The organism is Rubidibacter lacunae KORDI 51-2 (assembly GCF_000473895.1).
Lineage (GTDB): Bacteria > Cyanobacteriota > Cyanobacteriia > Cyanobacteriales > Rubidibacteraceae > Rubidibacter > Rubidibacter lacunae.
In genome coordinates this window covers 73,110-93,435 of sequence record NZ_ASSJ01000035.1, presented here as the reverse complement: position 1 = coordinate 93,435, position 20,326 = coordinate 73,110, and the positions used below count along the sequence as shown (strand labels likewise).

Annotated in this window: 19 protein-coding genes; 12 read left to right on the top strand and 7 right to left on the bottom strand. The window is 56.9% G+C overall.

Annotation, left to right across the window (positions count from 1 at the left end; translation table 11 throughout):
• The first annotated feature begins 56 nt into the window (after positions 1 to 56).
• From KR51_RS06015 to KR51_RS06005, 3 genes are all read left to right on the top strand, one after another.
• Positions 57 to 305 carry a Ycf34 family protein gene (locus KR51_RS06015; RefSeq protein ID WP_022605889.1) on the top strand — a complete coding sequence of 83 codons (249 nt, stop codon included), beginning with the start codon at positions 57 to 59 and terminating at the stop codon, positions 303 to 305.
• A 224-nt stretch (positions 306 to 529) separates the two neighbouring features.
• A complete protein-coding gene (locus KR51_RS06010; protein WP_232214542.1) occupies positions 530 to 1,804 on the top strand; it encodes an FAD-binding oxidoreductase in 1,275 nt (424 codons plus the stop codon).
• 94 nt (positions 1,805 to 1,898) lie between these two features.
• Positions 1,899 to 3,281 carry a (Fe-S)-binding protein gene (locus tag KR51_RS06005; RefSeq protein WP_022605886.1) on the top strand — a complete coding sequence of 461 codons (1,383 nt, stop codon included), beginning with the start codon at positions 1,899 to 1,901 and terminating at the stop codon, positions 3,279 to 3,281.
• A gap of 131 nt (positions 3,282 to 3,412) precedes the next feature.
• Here KR51_RS06005 and KR51_RS06000 read toward each other — a convergent pair whose 3' ends face one another.
• Positions 3,413 to 4,726, bottom strand: a complete 1,314-nt coding sequence (locus tag KR51_RS06000) for an NB-ARC domain-containing protein (RefSeq protein WP_084202402.1) — start codon at positions 4,724 to 4,726, stop codon at positions 3,413 to 3,415.
• 1,460 nt (positions 4,727 to 6,186) lie between these two features.
• Here KR51_RS06000 and rpsB point away from each other — a divergent pair.
• From rpsB to KR51_RS05970, 8 genes are all read left to right on the top strand, one after another.
• Positions 6,187 to 6,969 (top strand): 30S ribosomal protein S2, encoded by a 783-nt coding sequence (rpsB, locus tag KR51_RS05995; RefSeq protein ID WP_022605880.1) that lies wholly within the window; start codon positions 6,187 to 6,189, stop codon positions 6,967 to 6,969.
• Positions 6,970 to 7,017: 48 nt separating this feature from the next.
• Complete coding sequence (locus KR51_RS19305) at positions 7,018 to 7,188, top strand: hypothetical protein (RefSeq protein ID WP_156914988.1); 171 nt, start codon at positions 7,018 to 7,020, stop codon at positions 7,186 to 7,188.
• 19 nt (positions 7,189 to 7,207) lie between these two features.
• Positions 7,208 to 7,846 carry a translation elongation factor Ts gene (gene tsf / locus KR51_RS05990; protein WP_022605878.1) on the top strand — a complete coding sequence of 213 codons (639 nt, stop codon included), beginning with the start codon at positions 7,208 to 7,210 and terminating at the stop codon, positions 7,844 to 7,846.
• Positions 7,847 to 8,007: 161 nt separating this feature from the next.
• Positions 8,008 to 8,910, top strand: a complete 903-nt coding sequence (locus KR51_RS05985) for a hypothetical protein (RefSeq protein WP_022605874.1) — start codon at positions 8,008 to 8,010, stop codon at positions 8,908 to 8,910.
• 149 nt (positions 8,911 to 9,059) lie between these two features.
• Complete coding sequence (gene recG / locus KR51_RS05980; RefSeq protein WP_022605872.1) at positions 9,060 to 11,555, top strand: ATP-dependent DNA helicase RecG; 2,496 nt, start codon at positions 9,060 to 9,062, stop codon at positions 11,553 to 11,555.
• Between the two features lie 364 nt (positions 11,556 to 11,919).
• Complete coding sequence (psb27, locus tag KR51_RS05975) at positions 11,920 to 12,339, top strand: photosystem II protein Psb27 (RefSeq protein ID WP_040655338.1); 420 nt, start codon at positions 11,920 to 11,922, stop codon at positions 12,337 to 12,339.
• A gap of 1 nt (position 12,340) precedes the next feature.
• Positions 12,341 to 12,466: a hypothetical protein gene (locus KR51_RS20910; RefSeq protein WP_269634887.1), complete on the top strand. Its 126-nt coding sequence runs from the start codon at positions 12,341 to 12,343 to the stop codon at positions 12,464 to 12,466.
• 136 nt (positions 12,467 to 12,602) lie between these two features.
• Positions 12,603 to 13,955, top strand: coding sequence for a family 10 glycosylhydrolase (locus tag KR51_RS05970; protein WP_022605868.1), 1,353 nt, complete (start codon positions 12,603 to 12,605; stop codon positions 13,953 to 13,955).
• Positions 13,956 to 14,027: 72 nt separating this feature from the next.
• Here KR51_RS05970 and sodX read toward each other — a convergent pair whose 3' ends face one another.
• The 3 genes from sodX to KR51_RS20905 all read right to left on the bottom strand — a co-directional run bounded on the left by sodX (position 14,028) and on the right by KR51_RS20905 (position 16,031).
• Positions 14,028 to 14,378 (bottom strand): nickel-type superoxide dismutase maturation protease, encoded by a 351-nt coding sequence (gene sodX, locus KR51_RS05965; RefSeq protein ID WP_022605866.1) that lies wholly within the window; start codon positions 14,376 to 14,378, stop codon positions 14,028 to 14,030.
• A gap of 39 nt (positions 14,379 to 14,417) precedes the next feature.
• Complete coding sequence (gene sodN, locus KR51_RS05960; protein ID WP_022605864.1) at positions 14,418 to 14,897, bottom strand: superoxide dismutase, Ni; 480 nt, start codon at positions 14,895 to 14,897, stop codon at positions 14,418 to 14,420.
• A 1,011-nt stretch (positions 14,898 to 15,908) separates the two neighbouring features.
• On the bottom strand, positions 15,909 to 16,031 hold the full coding sequence (locus KR51_RS20905) for a hypothetical protein (RefSeq protein ID WP_269634885.1): 123 nt from the start codon (positions 16,029 to 16,031) through the stop codon (positions 15,909 to 15,911).
• A 138-nt stretch (positions 16,032 to 16,169) separates the two neighbouring features.
• Here KR51_RS20905 and KR51_RS05955 point away from each other — a divergent pair, with 138 nt between their 5' ends.
• Complete coding sequence (locus KR51_RS05955; RefSeq protein WP_022605863.1) at positions 16,170 to 16,898, top strand: TerC family protein; 729 nt, start codon at positions 16,170 to 16,172, stop codon at positions 16,896 to 16,898.
• 55 nt (positions 16,899 to 16,953) lie between these two features.
• On the opposite strand, the gene sipA is transcribed toward KR51_RS05955, so the two are convergent.
• From sipA to KR51_RS05940, 3 genes are all read right to left on the bottom strand, one after another.
• On the bottom strand, positions 16,954 to 17,223 hold the full coding sequence (sipA, locus tag KR51_RS05950; RefSeq protein WP_022605861.1) for a regulatory protein SipA: 270 nt from the start codon (positions 17,221 to 17,223) through the stop codon (positions 16,954 to 16,956).
• Positions 17,224 to 17,235: 12 nt separating this feature from the next.
• Positions 17,236 to 18,390: a sirohydrochlorin chelatase gene (locus KR51_RS05945; RefSeq protein ID WP_022605860.1), complete on the bottom strand. Its 1,155-nt coding sequence runs from the start codon at positions 18,388 to 18,390 to the stop codon at positions 17,236 to 17,238.
• Between the two features lie 343 nt (positions 18,391 to 18,733).
• Complete coding sequence (locus KR51_RS05940; RefSeq protein ID WP_022605859.1) at positions 18,734 to 19,546, bottom strand: E3 ubiquitin ligase family protein; 813 nt, start codon at positions 19,544 to 19,546, stop codon at positions 18,734 to 18,736.
• Between the last annotated feature and the right edge of the window lie 780 nt (positions 19,547 to 20,326).

The following is a 20,326-nucleotide window of genomic DNA, read 5'->3' as shown; positions in this document are numbered from 1 at the left end:
GATGCGAGCCCGCGAATCCGAGCTAGATTGGCACTAAGATCGTAGGGCTTAAAGCCATGTGCATTTGCATTAATTGCACGTACGTAGATCGCTGTAAGACATACCACGCGGTGGAAACGCAGCACGAACAGCTGCATCTGACCGAAGCTCCGGACTTCGAGCCAGTCGAACCGACAATTAACGTAAATATCCGCTCGCGTCAGGACCACATCGAAATCGAGTGGGACGTGGTCGGCTGCAACAGCTTTGCCGAAGAGATGGGGAAATGGGTCCGCTTGCGACCGGGCGAGCCAGTACCAACCTGAGATTCAATCCGCAATCGTGGGTCGCGATCGCTCGTCGCGGCGACTGAGTCTTCTTGGAGACGTGGCAACTGCTCTCAGCAGGTCAGTGCGGTTGGTGAGGAAGGGCAGCTGACCCCCGCCAGTACCTCGCCTGCGGCAGCAAAGACCTGCATGGGTAAGGTATTTGGGACTGGCGCGTGAAGTGTCGCACTATACTAAGTAGGGCACCGAGCAGAGGGACGAGTTTGGCAGCAGCGGATGCGATCGCGTCGGTCTTTGACGATCTCGTAGCGGCAGGTGCAGCCGAGTGCGCGGTCGATGCATTGAGTTGCACGGTCGTGCCGCGATCGCGCGCGGCATTGAGTTTGGTGCTGGAACGCGCGCAACAGAAACGCCTGCGAGTGGCGATTTACGGTTGCGGGAGTAAGCTGACCTGGGTCGAGCCGTTGAATGCAGACGTGCGCTTGAGTACGCGCGCGCTCGATTGCCTGGTGGAGCATGCAGTTGGCGACCTCACGGTGACGGTGGAAGCTGGGGTTCGATGGACGGAACTCCAACACGTGCTGGCAAAAACCGGGCAATTCGTGCCGCTGGATCCGACATATCCCGATCGCGCCACGGTAGGCGGCGTTGTCGCAACGGCAGACTCGGGCAGCTGGCGGCAGCGGTACGGTGGCGTGAGGGATTTGGCGATCGGCGTCGAGTTCGTGCGAGCGGACGGGCAAGTCGCGCACGCGGGCGGGCGCGTAGTTAAGAACGTGGCGGGTTACGACCTGACAAAACTGATGGTCGGGTCCCACGGAACCCTAGGCGCGATCGCGCTGGTAACGCTGCGCACCTATCCGCTCCCGGATGACTCGGGCACGATTGCGCTGGTGGGGCCGGCAGACGCGATCGCGCGGGCAGCTCAGTGGCTGCGCGGCTCGGCACTGACACCGACGGCGGCGGACTTGCTGTCTGCCGGTGCAGTGCGCGCTCTGGAGTTAGGAACCTCCGGACAGGGAATCGATCTGGGATTGCTGGTTCGCTTTGAGAGCGTGGCGGCAAGTGTTGCCCAGCAGTGCGAGCGCGTTGCGGCGGTCGCTCAGCAGCTGGCAGTTCGGGCGGCAACATTTGCTGGGGAGGGCGAGCGAGATCTATGGGCGCGATTGCCGTTGTTGATTCATCCGCCGAGCTCGGGACTGGCAGTCACTTGCAAAATAGGAGTGTTGCCGGCGGAGGCAATCGCTTTCCTGGCTCGGTTATCAGCAGAGAAAGAATGTGGAATTGTCCGTGCGGGTAGCGGGTTGGGCCGCCTATACCTGGCGAGCGACGACCCGATCGCGCGGCTGCAGGAGCTGCGAGCGCAATGTGAAGCCGGGTGCGGGTACCTTAGCCTTCTGGAAGCCCCAGCAGAAGTGCTGCAACGCATAGGCCGCTGGGGTTACACCGGCAATGCTCTGCCGTTGATGCGGCGATTGAAACATCAATTCGATCCCGACGATCTGCTCAATTCCGGTTGTTTCGTCGGCGGCATCTGAGTGGCGGATGGAAGCCGGCCCGCGCCCTATCCGCAACCCTTATAAAACTGCTTAAAACTGCTATCGAAATCTTTACCCGGTCGACCTAAGTTACATGCAAACTTCGGACTCCCCGCAGCACCCTGCAACGCCACTACCCGAGGCGCGTCCGCTTGTCGCGCGTCCCGATATTCCCGGATTTGATGCCAGCAACCCGCCCGATCCCCAGCTCGCGAACGATTGCGTGCATTGCGGATTCTGCTTGGCAACATGCCCGAGCTATCGCGTCATCGGCAAAGAAACTGACTCTCCGCGGGGGCGTATCGACTTGATGAAAGCGATCGGCGATGGACGCGCGCCGCTAGCTACCGGAACCGTCCAACATTTTGACTCGTGTTTGGGCTGTCTGGCCTGCGTGAGCACCTGTCCCTCAGGGGTGCAGTACGACAAGCTGATTGCATCTACCCGCCCGCAAATCCAACGCAATTACCCGCGATCGCTTGGCGATCGCCTGTTCCGCACGCTGATTTTCCAGCTATTTCCTTACCCGCAGCGACTGCGGGTGCTGCTCGCACCGATGTGGTTGTATCAGATGTCGGGACTGCAGGCAGTCGTGCGCCAGTCGTCCCTGCTTGGATACTTCTCGCCGCGTTTGGCAGCGATGGAAGCTTTGTTGCCGAAGATAAATGCAGCATCATTCCGCGATGATTTGCCGGACGTTATTCCCGCCCGCGGCAAGCGGCGCTATCGCGTCGGGATGCTGCTCGGATGCGTGCAGCGGCTGTTTTTCTCTTCGGTCAATGCTGCCACCGCACGCGTACTTAGCGCTAATGGCTGCGAAGTCGTCATCCCAAAGGACCAAGGTTGCTGTGGGGCGCTCCCGGCACACCAGGGACAAGAAGAACAAGCCCGAGCGATCGCACGCCGCACGATCGACGGTTTTGCAGGCGCAGATGTAGAGGCGATCGTTATCAACGCTGCTGGCTGCGGTCACACGCTCAAGGAGTACGGACACCTAATAGCTGGCGATCCGGAGTATTGCGATCGCGCCGGGGAGTTTGCGGATAAGGTGAGGGACGTGCAGGAGTTTTTGATGGAGGTCGGGTTGACCGCATCGATGTCCCCACTGACGGCGAGTGGCGAGCTGACGTTGGTTTACCAAGATGCCTGCCACCTTCTGCACGGACAGCGTATCAGTTTACAACCACGCCAACTGCTGCGCCAGATTCCCGGGGTACGCCTGCGCGAGCCGGTGGATGCGGCTTTATGTTGCGGTAGCGCGGGCGTTTACAACATGCTGCAACCACAGGTAGCTGACGAACTCGGCCGTCAGAAGGCCAACAACTTGGCAGCTACGGGTGCTGACGCGATCGCGTCTCCCAATCCAGGCTGTGCGTTGCACATTCGCAAACACCTGCAAGGGCAAGATTGCGCGCTACCGCTCCTGCATCCGATGGAACTGCTGGATCGCTCGATCCGCGGCGAGCAGCTGGCGTGAGAGTCGTTAGAAATCTAGGTCGCGCAAAGCGATCGCATCGGTGCTTGACTGTCAGCCCCGAGAACTCTTGTCCGCTGGCAACGCGACTGGGTTAAGGCACGTGCTCCCTAGCGGGCTTAGCCTTTAGGGCATCAACTTGCCTGGCGGTTGGACACTACATCGGGATGGCTGGCGCGCAGATATCTCCTGAGCAGCGGTTCGAGTTCGCAGGTTCCGCCCCCTTCTGACAACAACGACCGTGCTTGGAGCGAGTCAAGTGTTGCTGTCAAATTCCGACCCGGGAATTGGCTCCGCAACTGCGATCGCATTGCTGAGCGAGCCGTCGGGCGATCGCATCGAGCCAGCCAACATGCGAGGGTTTTCTCCCCTGCCGACAGCCGTGCAAATTGGGTACCGAGCAGGTCCTCGAGTTCGGCTGGGAAGGTCTTGTCGGAGGCCAGGAGCGGGGCAACAATGCCATAAAATTTTTGGCGTGCCAGAGTTGCTGCGACCAGGAGGGCGCGGGGGTTGCCTGCATAGTGGTGAGTGAGGGCGTGCAGTTCGGCCGGACTTGCCTGCAGTCCGCGATCGCACAGCAGCTTGCAAGCTGCAGCCGGTAGCAATCCACTCAACTTGAGCTCGCGTGCCGGCCTTGCGCAGTTGCCAACACTCGGCATATTAGCCAGCTGCTCGCGGCTGGTCAGGACCAAGCAGCTTTGGTGGGCTTCAACAACAGCACGTTCTAACAACCGCTCGTAGGGCTTGCTCTCGCTTTCGTAGCGTCCAGCCCGCTCGCCGGTTCGGAACAAAGCGTCGTAGCGGTCGAGCACGATCAAGTAGCGCCGCGATCGCAACTGTGCCATGAGCCAAGCAACTCGGTCGTTACTCCCAGTCGGCGGGGGAATGTCCTTGGGATATCGTCGCGCGATCGCTTCGACCAACCCCGTACAATTTCCTCCTGCAAAAAGTGAATGCCAAATAACACGATCGAAGCTCCCCCCCACCCGTTCGACTAACTTGGCAGCCAGTGCGGTCTTCCCGACGCCGCCAACGCCGCGGATCGAGATAAGCCGGCAGCAATCGCGATCCAGCCAATTTCGCAGGAGCGCGAGGGTTGAGGTGCGGCCGTAGAGTTGCGCGGGCAGCTCTGCTCTACTGATGAAAATAGGCGGGCTATCGGAGTGTGCGGCAGCGGAACCGATTTCCGCGAGCGCGAGCCGAAAGGTGGTCTTGTTGACCGAGCGCTCGGTCAGCCAGCCAAGCACCTGCCAGAGCTGCGAGCCGACTTGACGCAAATAGTGAGGCGAGTAACCCAGATCGCGGGCGATTTCCTCGTAGGAGCTTCCATCCCAACTGCGCCGGAAGATTTGCTCCTGAATCGGGCTCAAAGAGCCTTGCGGATCGCGTTGATGCCACAACTCTATGAACAACGCGATCGCGTCATCGACATTCATAATCAGTCCCAACAGTTGGTTCCAGCTACAAGCGTCGGTCGCACGACCGATGGCAAGAACAAGACGATTTAACCCGGACGGTTGTGAAAATCTTTATCAAACCCGGTTTGGAAGGTTGTCAACCAAGACATATGCAGATGTGTGTTCATCAGTCAAGAGATAGTCAGATCCCTATTGGAAAATACTTTTCGGGATCGCGATGCGATCGCCTATCCTCAAATGACTGCAATTTGCCGCGATAAACACCCCGCATTCTCAACAAAAGAGTTTGTTGCGATTAAACTACAGCCGCTTTTAATTTCGATCCCCCTAGTAGCAAGGGTTACAAGAGTCGGCTCCATCGAAGTTATACGAACTAAAAAAATGGAGAAACGGCTGCTAGGTGGAGGGGCAGCGACCTGAGAAAACTCTGGCGAGTGGCATCTCTCAGGTTGAAATACGCGAAAGTGCCGAGTAACTAAAGATTCTGCTGCGCGCGGAGAAGGAACACCTGGAGGGGGTATGCCGACAGCAAGAGGGCTTTGAGGTGCAGCCGCGGGGATGGGGAGTGATATATGCCTTTGCTTGCTCAGGGGGACAGCTTCGTCTAAGCAATGCCTTCGAGTGGTTTCCTTCCTGACTGACATAAGTACCTCAAACCCCGCAAGCATGTGGCCAGATTCCAGGGGTTTCAGGAGATGTCTCATGTCAATCTCCTAAAGATCTGATACGGATAGCTAGGGCTTGCTGAAAAAGGCTGGAATCTCTGCAATGAAAGGGACTCAGCGTTTTCTATGCCAGAAAAGTGCAAGGTTATAGGCACTAGAGCCTCAAAACCTCTGCACTTGGGCCGAGAATCCGAGGCAAAAAGCTGGGGCTAGATGGTAAATGCCAGATTCCATAAGCTCTCTGCCTCCTAAATTCGTTTTGTGGACTTTTTCAGCAAACACTAGCTAGTCGATGAGCCGCCGCCACCCAGTCAGCGAGGCGATGAGATCCCGTCCCACCAGCTACAAAGACTTGACGATATGGATGTGGAGCGTTCCCGGCATAATGACTCATCTCGCGATGCTGACACCTACTACTCGTATCAAATTTTACGGATTCGGCATCAGAGTGTCAGGTTATCAGCATTGAGTGAAGCGGCAATTTGCTTGGTAATGTTGCCGTTGATGCTAACTTGACTCGTGGCTCAGGCTTTTCTCGACAGATAACCTCCAAGAGGATGGCTAGTAAGGCTTCTGCACCCGCAACACCCTTACCGTACAGTTACCCTGTTTTTTTAAGTATCCCAACCGACCTTTTCGGTAAAGTATCGGCAGGAATTGACGCCGAATGTGTGACCGGACTGAGTGCTATCCTAGAAGGGTTGTCTAAAAATCGCACATCTAGGGCTCGGGTGTTTACCAAGTACTAGCTCTATAGCTCTATAGTCTTGATAAATACGCCTGGATGGAGGTTGAAAACCCGAGCAAGGAGTCAAATTCGCGTTCATGGCAGTCATTAGCTTACAAGAACTACTTGAGTCAGGCGTCCACTTCGGACACCAAACCCGCCGCTGGCACCCACGGATGTCGAAGTACATCTACACGGCTCGAAATGGCGTCCACATTATTGACTTGGTGCAAACCGCTCAATTGATGGAGGAAGCATATTCCTTCATGCGCGACGCATCGGAGCGCGGCGAACGCGTACTGTTCGTCGGTACCAAACGCCAAGCAGCTGGGATTATTGCCCAGGAAGCAACCCGCTGCGGGTCCTACTTCATCAACCAGCGTTGGCTCGGCGGCATGCTGACGAACTGGGAAACGATTAAGACTCGCGTCGAGCGTCTCAAAGAACTCGAACGCCTTGAGGAAAGCGGCGCGCTCGATCGTCGTCCCAAGAAAGAAGCAGCCATGTTGCGGCGCGAGTTGGATAAGCTCCGCAAGTACCTCGGCGGAATTAAGATGATGCGACGCGTTCCCGATGTGGTAGTGATCGTCGATCAGCGCCGGGAACACAATGCCGTTCAGGAGTGCCGAAAGCTCGGCATCCCCATTGTTTCGCTGCTCGATACCAATTGCGACCCAAGTTTGGTAGACGTGCCCATTCCAGCCAACGACGACGCTATTCGGTCGGTCAAGCTGATTGTAGGCAAGCTCGCCGATGCTATTTACGCAGGACGCCACGGCACCCTTGAAGGCAGTGATGTCGGAGAGTACGAGGAGTTCGAAGGTGGGATGAACGAATACGCCGACGACGAGGGTAACCAACCGAGCGGCGAGGAAGAGTAAGGTACGCAAGGAAGGGCAAGGGATAGGTGGCGTACGTGCAGGAAGCAGGTGACAGTTCGGGCGATCCGACGAGGCACTGCATCCAGTGGTACACTGCTCCCAGAGTTCCGGCACGGTCGGGAATCGTCGAAGCAACGCGATCGCCTGGCCGACGAGCCATCGCAACCCAATATTGCTCCCGAACTGCAGCTAAGCCGCAGTTCGGGTCGGACTGTCTAGGAAAGGATACTGAAGCAACATGGCGGACATATCGGCAAAACTCGTCAAAGAGCTGCGCGAGAAAACTGGCGCTGGCATGATGGATTGCAAGAAGGCGCTGAAGGAATCCGACGGCGATCCGACTAAGGCCATGGAATGGTTGCGCCAGAAGGGCATTACCTCCGCCGACAAGAAAGCCGGTCGGACAACCGCAGAAGGTTTGGTCGACAGTTACATTCACACGGGCGGGCGAATCGGCGTACTGGTGGAAGTCAACTGTGAGACGGACTTCGTGGCGCGTCGCGAGGAGTTTCAGTCCCTCGTTCGCGATATTGCCATGCAAGTAGCCGCTTATTCCAACGTCGAGTACGTCAGCACCAACGACATACCTAAAGACATCGTTGAGAAGGAAAAAGAAATCGAAATGGGTCGCGACGACCTCGACAAGAAGCCTGCCAATATTAAGGAAAAGATCGTTGCCGGTCGGGTTGAAAAGCGTCTTAAAGAGCTATCGCTAATGGATCAACCTTACCTACGCGATCAGAGTATTACCGTTAGCGAGCACGTCAAGCAGACGATCGCGCAACTCGGCGAGAACATTCGTGTAAACCGCTTCGCGCGCTTCGTCCTCGGTGGGGACTCCAGCACCGCAGCGGAAGGCGGCAAGGCGGCAGAATAGCCGGCAATCAAAGCAGGCGACTGCAACCCACACGTTCCCAAAACCAGGGCGCGAGCAATTCCTCGAACGAAAAGCCGAGCCTGCCAGCTGTGCGATCGGGCTGATGCGACCGGGCATCTGGTGGGCTTTCAGGCATTCCAAACACATCTTTCAATCACCTTATGACGCGATCGCTCGAGCAGATCGAACGCGACCAAGCGCAGCTAGTGCAAGCGGTGACAGAGCTAGCAGCTCGCATTCGTGAGGTTTACGACGATTACCTGAACGCATTAGGTAACGCGCTTCCGCGTCAGCTTGCCCAGGCAAGTTATCAGATCTGTACGCATGGATATCCAGAAGCCTTTCTGCGGTTGAGGGGCGACCAACGCGAGCAGTTACAGAAGGATCTGCGCCAGCTCGGTAAGCAAGCTCGTGCGGCGATCGTTTCCGCAGGGAGCGCACTGCCGTCAACCGAACCCGATGGTACCAGTGCCAATGCCGAGCGAGCTGGTGATGACGAAGCATCGCTGGCAACCGAATCAGGAGAGCTGCGTCCCGACATGCTTGAAGCAGCACTTGGCGAACAGATACAGGTCAATCCCGAAGCACTGATGCTTTGGTGTCAAGCGCGAGAGCAGAGGATCGCACAGACGCTTAAGTCATTGTCAGGAGAAGCAAATACACTGCTCCAAACTGCAGGGGTGTTGCCTGGGCAAGTGCCGAAGCCAGTTCTTGCTGCAGCAGTGGATGCAGATGAGTCCGAGGCAGGCAGCGACCCGCCGAACACGCTGAGCTTTGTATTAGAAGTTCCTGGCAAGGACGAGTCTGCAAGGGCTACAGATGGTGGGGAGGAACCCGAGTTTGAAGATCGCGAGGTGCCAGCGGTAACGACTCCCATCGCGGCAATTCGCTTGCGTCTGGTAGAAATCGAATTTGCCGATCCGGACCTCAGCGCGCAGCGCGCAGACGTGCGTTCGCTACTCGAACGCTTGAGCCCGCTGCGGCGCAGGGCACGCGACCTGCGTCGCGCGCGCTCGGTTGCCAGAGCTGAAGCAGCGTGGCGCGCGACGTGGTTCGAAGACTAGCCCGACGGAAAGGTGCAAGCGCCCGGGCAACGGCACCGCGATGGCCCGGGCGGTGCCAGACCGAATAAGGTGACCGAGCGAACGGCCCGAACCGCGGTGAGGGCAGTTGCTAAATTGAAGGCATTGCCAAGGCAGTCAGTAAAGACGGGATGCAAACGCCTGATTGGGATCGACTGCATAAAGCCTTGCAAGTGGAAGCCGATCGCGGGTTTGGCAACCTTGCCGGCCGGCAGTACCGCTTCCATGAGTTTCTGTGCTTGAGTTTCGGGCAGCTGCCGCCAGACACGGCAACGCCAGAGCAATGCCACCGCTGGCACAAACTCGCACGCGAATTTGCAATGTATCCGGACATGACCCCGCGCGATCGCCAGCAGCTGCTTGCCGTTGCGCGTCGGTTGCTGCGCGACCTCCATGATTACGCAGCGTCGGTGAATGCTGGGGAGTTTGCAGCTCGCGGATCCGAGGTGCCCGACCGTGCGACAGCGATCCCGTCACAGGTGCCGCCACCCGCCAGCACCGTCCGCGAATCGGATACGCCTTACATTCCCCTCGACCGCCCGCTGCAGGGACTGGGCGGGTTGCAAACGCGACACGTGCGCCATCTGGTGCGGCTCGGACTGCACAGCGTCCGCGACGCGCTATTTTATTACCCGCGCGATTATGTCGATTATGCCCGGCAAGTATCCATTGCCGAGTTGGTCGCGGGCGAAACGGTGACGATCGTGGGCATGATCGCGCACTGCAGTTGTTTCACCAGTCCGCGCAACCCGAAGTTGTCTATTTTCGAACTGCAGTTGCGCGATCGCAGCGGGCGGATCAAAATTAGCCGTTTCTACGCGGGAGCTCGTTACGCCAACCGCGGCTGGCAAGAAAAGCTCAAGCGCCAATACCAAGTTGGGTCGCTGGCTGCGGCATCGGGACTCGTCAAGAAAAACCGCTACGGCCTGACGTTAGACAACCCGGAAATCGAGGTTATTGATAGCTCCGAACGCGGACCGGTCTCGGAGAAGATCGGGCGCGTCCTGCCGGTATATCCGCTCGCTGAAGGCGTCCCCGCCGATGCCGTCCGTCGCGCGATCGCCGCTGCGTTGCCTGCCGCCAAACACTTAAGCGATCCGCTGCCTGCAACCGTGCGGCAAACATACGACTTACTCGACTTGAGTCAGGCGATTGCGGACATTCACTTCCCAGTCGATACCGACGCGATCGCGCGCGCGCGGCGGCGGTTGGTCTTCGATGAATTCTTCTTTCTGCAACTCGGGTTCCTGCGCCGGCGGCGGCAGTTGCAAGCCGAGCAAACCAGTGCCGTTCTCGACCCCAGCGGCCACCTCATCAACCAGTTCAAAACGATTTTGCCCTTCGAACTTACCGGGGCACAAAAGCGCGTCATTAGCGACATTTTGCGGGATTTACAGTCATCGACACCGATGAACCGTCTGGTGCAAGGCGACGTCGGCTCGGGGAAAACCGTGGTCGCCGTCTTTGCCATCCTCGCAGCGATTCAGTCCGGCTTTCAAGCCGCGCTCATGGCACCCACAGAAGTTCTTGCCGAACAGCATTATCGCAAGCTTGTTGAGTGGTTTAACCTGTTACATCTCCCCGTGGAGTTGCTCACTGGCTCGACGCGGGCGGCGAAGCGCAAGCAGATTCGCTCGCAATTGGAAACCGGCGAACTGCCGCTGCTCGTGGGCACGCACGCGCTCATTCAAGACTACGTGAACTTCCAGCGGCTGGGATTGGCAGTTATCGACGAGCAACATCGTTTTGGCGTCGAGCAGCGATCGCGTCTCCTCGATAAAGGACAGTCACCTCATGTATTGACCATGACGGCAACGCCAATTCCGCGGACGCTGGCACTGACCCTGCACGGCGATCTAGATGTATCGCAAATCGACGAACTGCCGCCCGGACGCCAGGAGATTCAGACGACGGTATTGACCAGCAAAGAACGGTCGCAAGCCTACGACACGATCCTCCGCGAGATCGTGCAGGGTCGGCAAGCCTACATCGTGCTGCCGCTAGTCGAAGAATCGGAGAAGCTCGACGTGCGCTCGGCGATCGAGGAGCGCGATCGCCTTCAAGCAGCAGTGTTTCCAGAATTCAACGTGGGCTTATTGCACGGACGCATGAGTTCGGCAGATAAGGAGGCGGCGATCGCGGCGTTTCGCGCCAACGAAACGCAGATTATCGTCTCGACGACCGTGATCGAAGTGGGTGTTGACGTTCCCAACGCGACAGTCATGCAGGTGGAAAATGCCGAACGCTTCGGGCTGTCCCAACTGCATCAGTTGCGCGGTCGCGTCGGTCGCGGCTCGCACAAGTCTTACTGTTTGTTGGTATCGGCGTCCGCAACGGACAACGCGCGCCAGCGGTTGGGAGTTTTGACGCAATCGCAGGACGGGTTCTTCATTGCCGAAATGGACTTGCGGTTGCGGGGTCCGGGCGAGGTGCTGGGGCGGCGGCAGTCGGGCCTGCCGGATTTTGCCCTGGCAAGTCTCGTGGACGACCAAGATGTGTTGGATCTGGCACGCGAAGCTGCTGAGGAATTGCTAGATCGCGATCGCGACCTCGGCACCCATCCCGACCTACGTGCGGAACTGGAGCGGCGCTATCAGCGGATGACTGGCGGTCCGATGCTGACCTAAACTTCCGATGCTGACCTAAACTAACGACGCTTCCGGTTGTCGATATGCCAATGGAAAGGTTGGTCGGAACCATCTCCAGAATAAAAACCCAGATCCAGACTCGGAGAAGACTTGAAGTATTTTTAGCAGCCTCTGAACTGCTACATTTCCAGATGTTGATATGGGTCGCGAGTTGGAGAGTTTGCCGAGACCGAGAATTTGGAAGCCGCCGCATTAGACGATCGCTCTCACTGCCGTTGCACGGATCGTCGGGAAAAGCATTGGCAGATTGCTGGGGATCGACCTGCGCCACAAGGATTTGCCCGATCCCAATAACGCGGTAGGATCGAGCCTATTGTTGTGCCTCAAGTTGAGAACGCTTTTTATGGATATCAAGCTCGCGCTCCGTCGATTGTGTGTCTTCGTGCTGGCAGCTGTTTTCGCGATCGGCGTACTGGGCTGCGGCATCGACAGCGGCTCCGGCCTCTCCGGCAACTACCGCCAAGACACCATGACGCTGCTCGACAACCTCAAAACGTTGATCGCTATGTCGCAAGACGATGCCGGACGCGCCGACCTTCAGGATACTGTCCGTTTGCAAATCAACGACTACGCTGCTCGCTATCGCCGCGATAATAGCGTTGCCGGATTGCGTTCGTTTACGACAATGCAAACGGCTCTTAATGCACTTGCCGGTTACTATAGCTCGCCGTACGCGATCGGCCGACCGCTGCCCGAGAAGATCGAGAAGCGCTTGAATCAGGAGTTCGCTCAGGTGGAGCGCGCCCTTCAACGCGGCGCCTAGGGTGCGCGGCCGCACCGACGTCCCACCAGACCGTTCTCTCCTGGCAGATGCTCTAACCATTTGCAACAATGCGGCGATCGGCAGCCGCGCGCAGGCACGTCCTGGCCCGCAGCTCGTCATTAGTTAAAGCTATTGGGACGTGTCGCAACTGTCGTGCTATGCCTTTCCGTTCCTCAGTTGTCTCTTCTGCTCTTCGCCGTTGTCGCGGTTGGCTGTCACTTGCGGCTCTAGCCAGCACAATTGCGGCCGCTGCCCCGCCTGCCATGGCCGCTCGCCCTGACGCCAACTGTCACTTTGCTGCCGATGCCATCGAGCAGCAGTCCGAGTTAAGGGATGCCGCGATCGCCGGCGATGCGGATGCTCGCCAGCAATACAACGAATTGCTGCAAGAGCACGCGCGCCAGCTTGCTCAATGCCGCCGCCAGACCTGGCCGCCCCAGCAAGCAATTTGGTTGCGATTGTATCCCTGCGATTTACAAACGGGTGCCGTCGATGCCATCCTCGACGACATCGTTGCGCGTGGCTACAACCAGGTTTACGTCGAAGCGTTTTACGACGGACAGGTGCTGCTGCCGGTTGAGGATAATCCAACACCCTGGCCGTCCGCGTTGCGGGCGCCCGGTACCGAGTCAGTGGATTTACTGGCCCAGGCGATCGCCAAGGGACGCGAGCGCGGGCTGCGCGTGTATGCCTGGATGTTTTCCCTCAACTTCGGCTATTCCTATACTCAAGATGCCGAGAGGCAGCCGGCTCTAGCTCTTAATGGGAGGGGTCAGAACACCCTGGACTTTATTCCCAACGCTTCGCAGGTATTTGTCGATCCCTATCACCTGCTGGCTCGACAGGATTACGCCCGGTTGGTGCAAGCCGTGCTGCAGCGGCAGCCGGACGGAGTGCTCTTCGACTACATTCGCTACCCGCGCGGGATTGGCGGTGACTCCGTTGCCGACACGGTATCCGATCTGTGGATTTACAGCGATGCTTCGCGCGCGGCGCTGCTGGCACGAGCCGAGAACGCCAAGAGCCGCTTGTTGATCGAGCGCTACCTGGAGCGCGGGTACCTAACGGCTGACGATCTGAATGCGGCCGACAAACTCGGCAGCGGGCCGGCTCGCTGGCAGGGTCGTCCATCGGGTAGCTCTGCTCTCCAACGCGATTTATGGCGTTTGAGTGTGGCCCATGCTGCCCAAGGCGTAATCGATTTCTTGAATGCTGCAGCGCAGCCCGTGCGACAGCGGGGACTGCCAGCTGGTGCGGTGTTTTTCCCAGATGGCAATCAAATCGTTGGTGCGCAGGGATTCGATTCGCGCCTGCAGCCCTGGGCGAAGTTTCCAAGTACGTTGGAGTGGCACGCCATGTCCTACGGTGTGTGTGGTAAAACCGACTGTATTTCCGATTTAGTCCAACGGGTCGTCGATCGCGCTCCGAGCGGTACTCGGATCATTCCTGCGTTAGCTGGAGACTGGGGTCGCTCTTACGACAACCGCCCGCCCTTGGAAGCGCAGATGAACGACCTCCACCGCCGCTTCCCGCAAATCCAAGCGGTCAGTCACTTTTCTTATGAATGGCAAACCCCCGAACTCGCCCGCGAGCGCAAATTCTGCCCGACGCCATAGCAATCCCGCTGCATTGCTGCGCGATCGCTCGCCTGCAATTCTCGCCACACCTGATGACGTACCAAGACCTCCTCATAACCGGCACACGACTTTACCGACAATTGTCTCGGGAAGCACGGCGCCGAACTGACGGCTGTCGTTACTTGCCGCTGGGTTATCGCCACATACGCGGTAATTGCCTTCGCGAGTCACTTGTTCTATGCGCTTGATGACGAGCAGGGTAGGTCGATACGGATGGTTTAGCACGACTAGATCGCCCGGCCTCAATGGCGCGCGCCAATATAGGCTCGGCACGGCAAGCACCTCATCTCCCGCACGCAAAAGCGGCAGCATCGATTCACCGCTTACCTGGAATCGCTGCCGCCGCCGACATAGCCAGAGGATCAAGTCGACCGGAGATGCACTGGAAAGGAATGCCGTCATCCCGCTGCCAACATACTCCAAACTGTCTGAATCAGAGACCTAGACGGCTGCCACTGGGCTAGCCACGTACCAAGATACGTCGTTACGACCCTTGGTCGCCCAGAAGATTTCCTGTACGTCTTTGATGGACTTCATCAGTTCGAGAGTCTTATCCAGATCGACATTCACCTTACACGCCGAGCAGAGCTTGGCAGCTTTCCAGAACTTCTCGTGAAGTTGAGGATACTGCTCCAGGTGCTCGGGCTTAAAGTAATCCGTCCACAAGATTAGCAGTTCGTCCTTGGTAATTTGCGCCTGCTCTTCCTTAATCGCTATATAGCGAGAGACGGTGTTCTCGTAATCGGCAGTGGTTGCCGGATCGAGATCGAGAATTTTCTTGGTCATCGACACGACTGCTTCTGCAGCAATGCGTGCAGATGCCGGATCGTAAACGCCACAAGGTCCGTCGCAGTGAGCGCTAACGGATTGGGCGGGGAACCACTGCTTCAATTGTGCGGCGATCGATTTTGCAAGTGCCATGTTTTGACTCTCCTAAATCTTCCTCTGTATGCAGGCTTAAACCGCGCGCCCTCACCACACAATCTTGAATCGCTCTACCCTAAGCACAACACTTGTCGGCAGGCGATGGCTCTGTGGGGCAGACGTTGCGGAATCGACTTACCAGCCGTCACCCTTACCCAGCAGGAGTTTCAAACACAACATAGCATAGATGCCCTCCCCCGGCATTTCCGCGATCGCCTGACTTGCAGCCAGTTCCGAGGTAATAGTTAGGGCTTGCTGAAAAAGGCTGGAATTGTTTCAGCGAGAAGGTTCCAGCGTTTTCTGCGTCAGAGAAGTGCAAGGTTATGGTTGCTAGAGCCTCAAAACCCTTGCACTTGAGCCGAAATCTAGGAGCGAAAATCTGGGGCTAGATGGCGAAAGCCTGATTTCATGAGCTCTCTGTCCCCTAAATTCACTTTGTGGACTTTTTCAGCAAGCCCTAGTTAAACGGTTGTCGGCAAGCGGTAAGCGGTTGCCAGGTTGGGAGCTCTCAACCCGGAATGGGAAGACACCAAGTAGATCGGGGTTGCTGTTGGGATAAAACCGCCAAGGATCGGGCGCACGCTAGCTGGTACGCGCGGGGAGTGTCCTCGACAACACTTGCGTTTGTCGGAAACGATTGGTGCAATACCACTTCTGAGAGCAGGAACCTGGAATCCAGATTTTTTTCGGGTTCCACATTTTACCGATTCAAGCATCGAAGTCAACCGAACAATTGCTCGATCTTAGATAAGATTAGCGTCAATACTTCTCATTCCTTGATGGTGAAGTTTCAGTCGGAAAATGCGGGCAGATGTGCTAGTTAAGATCTCTTTGTAAAGGTCCTCATTCTTTCGAGAGACTGCGTGCGCGTTAGTTGCACATGGCACGCTGGCATCACGGCGGACATATTGGCTGGCTCGACATCGAGCGTCTGTTGGCGAGCTGGAATTGGCAGGCCTCTGGGCGATCGCCTGCGGCTGGTCCCGGCGATGTGACTCAAACGACGGACTATAGAAAGTTGCTGAGGCAATTGCCCGGCTGCGCGATCGCCCGAGCAACCAGAACTGCTAGCATGATTGCCACTCCTGAAGCCAGCAAATGCCGACCGCGCGATCGCCACGCTGTTGTCATTACAATATCTCCCAAAAAACTGCTGTCGAACGGCTTTAGGATCGATCCAGACCGCGTTAAGCTGAGTATTATTACAGTTTTCGCTGCAAAACGTCACTTTTGCCGCCCGTTCGCTCGCTCACCCGCGCCCCTTAGCCAATGCTCGACCGGATTCTCAATTCCCCACTCGACATCAGTGCTGAAGTACCGCTGTTGTTACTGGTGCTGATACTGATGGAAGCCGTGTTATCGGCGGATAACGCGATCGCCTTGGCAGCAATTGCCCAGGGACTGCATTCGCGGGAACAGCAGCGGCGCGCACTCAATATTGGCTTGGTGGTGGCGTACACCTTGCGCGTCACGCTGATTTTGACGGCTGCTTGGGTGGTTCGGTTTTGGCAGTTCGAGTTGCTCGGCGCAGCTTATTTGCTATGGCTGGTATTCGATTTCTTCGCTTCCGAAGAGGACGACAAGCACCGGCATCACGGCCATCAGTTTGCCAATGTCTGGCAGGCAGTTCCGGCGATCGCGCTGGCAGACTTGGCGTTTTCGCTCGATAGTGTAACCACAGCGATCGCTCTGTCCGACCGCGTATGGCTGGTCCTGACCGGCGGATTAATCGGCGTGGTAGCCTTACGTTTTCTGGCAGGATTGTTCATCCGTTGGTTGGACGAGTTCGAAAACTTAGAAACGGCGGGCTACATCACGGTAGGTTTTGTCGGGTTGCGTTTGCTCGCGCGGGTCATTGCACACGATTTGGTGCCGCCGCAGTGGGCACTGGTGGTAGTAGTTGCTTCAGTTTTCGCCTGGGGATTTTCGAAGCCATCCCGCCAACCTGAGGAAGTAGCTATCGACGAGGAGCCCGATCGAGAGAGCGCTCCAGACTAGCAAGAGCTTGCAGTTGCTGGGCATGCCGCGAGCTGAACGACTCGGACGGGCTGTTTCAGGTATGAGACTCTGGCGGCGTTGCCTGAGGCGGTTGTGCGGGTTCGAAATACCGGCTTTCAATTAGGAACGTGCCTTTGGGAAAGCGGACGCACCAATAGCCACCCGGCCGGCGATCGACCAGGGTACCTTCTTCGCCAAGCCGGATGACGCTGGGCGGGCGCAGCATCGGCATTGGCTCCGCAGTCTTAACATAGGCGGGCATCGCAACGATCCGAACTTTTTCGCCGATGCGATAAGGACTGCTGCTCTCTAGTTCCTCACTCATGCGTCCTCCTTATCAGGGCGTTTGCCAGGCACGCTCGTGGTAGCCCTCGCGGGTTGCGCAGGGGTCGTCGCCGTGATGGTGTGAGTGCCCGCGATCGTGGTGGTGATGGCCGTGTGACTCGAGACCGTTCTCGGCAGCACGGCGGAATTTGCAAGCCTCGCAGTTCATGTGCACCTGCCCGAGCTGCGCTTCGATTTCGCGATCGCGAAGCACTTGCAGCAGTTCTGGCTGCACTCCCAGTTCGGGCAGGCAGGCGATCTTGGTCTCTGGGAATTGCGCTTGTTGGGCGGCAGCAAACGCCGCAATCTTGTTAACGAGGACGCCCGTAAACAGGAAGTGCGGGAGCACGACGAGGCGGCGCGGTTCGTATAAGCGCGCGTGCGCGAAGCCCTCTTCTAGGCGCGGGTGGGTGATGCCGACGAAGCAGGTTTCTACAGCGCGATAACCACTCCCTTCCCAAAGCAACCGCGCGAGTTTACAAGCGTCGCCATTGGCATCCGGGTCGCTGGAGCCGCGGCCGACAAATAGCAAAACGGTATCAGATCGCGCGATTTGAAGGGGGTTGCATTCGGGCCGGTCCAGTTCGGCCAGTCGTGCCGTCCATAGATCCAAAATCCCGGCGGCAATACCGAAGTGCCGACCGTAGTGAATCTGTATCTGCGGGTGGCGCAACCGCGCGCGGTCGAGTTCGCCCGTCACATCAAACTTATTGTGGCGCGCGGCGAACAACAACACCGGTAAAACGGTAAGTTCGGTATAACCTTCAGCAACGCAGCGATCGACCCCATCTTGGATACTTGGCGTCGTTAGCTCCAGAAAGCACGGCACTACAGGGCGCGATGAGTCGAGGTCAGCGTAGATGCGCGCGAAATCTAGCAATGCCTGTCGGCCCTGGGCATCACGCGTACCGTGACCGACTAGCAACAGCGGATGGGGGTGCGGCAGCTGCGGCAGTGCCGGTTGCTCGAAGTGGCTCCGATCGATTGGACTCGTGGCAACGGTCAACAGCGTTTCCTCCTTGCAGGTTTGGTTGCGGTCGGGTGCAGGCGATCGCGCCTGCCTCACGACACCCAACAGATCGGCCGTCCACTCTACTGTAATGCGGGACTTCGGCTCTGGGGCAATCCAGCAAAATGAGGGCGGACTGACGCCAAGAACCTCAACCATCCTCGAATGCTATCATCCTAAAACCCTAAACTGCAAGGCTGTGGAGACGAGATCTGCCCGCATGGTCCAGCACGGGATTCTGCGCGATCGTCTTGAAGAGCGCGCACAGCGCCTCATTTCAAAAATTCCAGAACACTGCTGCAATCGAATCACTGAAATCGATCGTGCCGGGTGTGGAGATGTTAGGTATGGAGGGTAGTCTCCTAGATTCGATCGCTTTAGCCTTCAATACCGACAAACAGACATAGGTTCTCCGACGTAGACATAGCGGATAGTGCAGATACAGCCCAAGCGTTAATCCCACGCGCCGTGGTGGTGGCAGCACTGCTACGGGAAGCAAGTATTAGTTCCCCGTCATCAACCAAGCAATAACGCAGACCACCCCAACAGCGAATGCTACAAAACCACCAATTTGCTGCTTGCGGGCAACGGACTGCTTGTGTTGAGTCAACTGCTCTTCAGTCTTATAAGTAATGAGGAATCGGTCCCCAGGATTGGATGGTTTTTGAACTTTTAAAATACCGTCGCTATCGCTGACTTCTCCGAGCACGTAGACGTATTGACCGACAGGCAAAATCCATTCATTGAATTGATATCCTAATATCCGCTTGCTGTCGGTTCCGACTGGCAGGCGATTGGTCGGATCGAAACTAAAACCTCCGAAGGAGATAGATTCCCCGCGACTCACTTCGAAGCGATCTACGACCTCAATGGCATCAATTTCAGCACCATCAAGACTGATTTGAATCGTGCCGGTATCGTCTTCGAGCTGGAAGTCAATTTTTAGGTCACTCTCTGCTAAGGTATTGGACTCTTCACGAGTTTTTCGTTCGCTATTGCCTTCACCATCCTCTTCGTAGTAAGTGTGCTCGCATTGTTCGATAACGTTCGTGCGCGAGTAAACACAATGACGCTGCGACAACTCCGACATGAGGGGCTGTTCGCAATGGATGATACCCTTGACTTCAGCAGTTTGTCTGAAGGAACCAGCACTACCCAGTTCGTCAGCGATCGCGCGACTCAGCTCTTCTAGGTTTGAGACGTTGTACGTTTCAGCAGCCAGCATGGCTCGGCTATCCCCCAGCGTGCTGCGCCACTGCCTTAAAACAATGCCGGCAATGATGAAAGCGATCGCGCCAATGACTAGAAATGGCAATGTCCGTTTCTCCTAAAAATCTGGTGTCTAGAACCCGGGCTAAAGCTGTGCAAGAAAGAAGAGGATTGAGACGCATCTTCAATTCTAGTCTCTAGCAATGAGCGATAAATCTCGTGCTGCAAGAACTACTTTCTCCATCGCAAGGATAACTGAACCACCTCCGCGAAGCTCGAGAACGAAACAAACCTTCACCCAGGAAGGTCGATGGCCAGAAAGATGAGAAGCCTGACGTCTGCACCTAGATTCAGCAGTCCCTTAAAAGGATTTTTCCTGTTCGATCCTGCCAAACTTGGCGCGCGTGGGCTCGTAAGTCACTTCCAATAAGGAGTGGTTTTCTCAAGGCAAGTCAATGGAAACGAGAGCGTGTTCGGCACCTTGTTTCTTAAAGTACTGATGTTAGCTCGCACTTCCAAAGACACCTTCATGCCAAATACCGAGACGGAGTAAGAGTCTCTAACGACCGCCATGCCACAAACAAATGAGATCGGCAAGAGAAACGGCGTCACCTGGCATCACTAGTGGCGCTAAAAACGGTTTCATGGGTTGCGGGAAAAAGAGCGGCCCGCCTCGAGACGATGGTCCGCATGCCACAAAAAAAGCGACTTAGGGGCTTGCGAGCGATCCTCTTTTGCATCAGCTGGCTCCGTGCATCTTCCAAAATTTTCTTGACCCCAAATTGCTGTATTTCGACCCGACAGTACTTCACCTTTCCACTCGCAAATGAATGTCGCTTCCGTCGTTCTGCCTTCGTCCTCACAATCTTCTTCAACCCATTGCCAA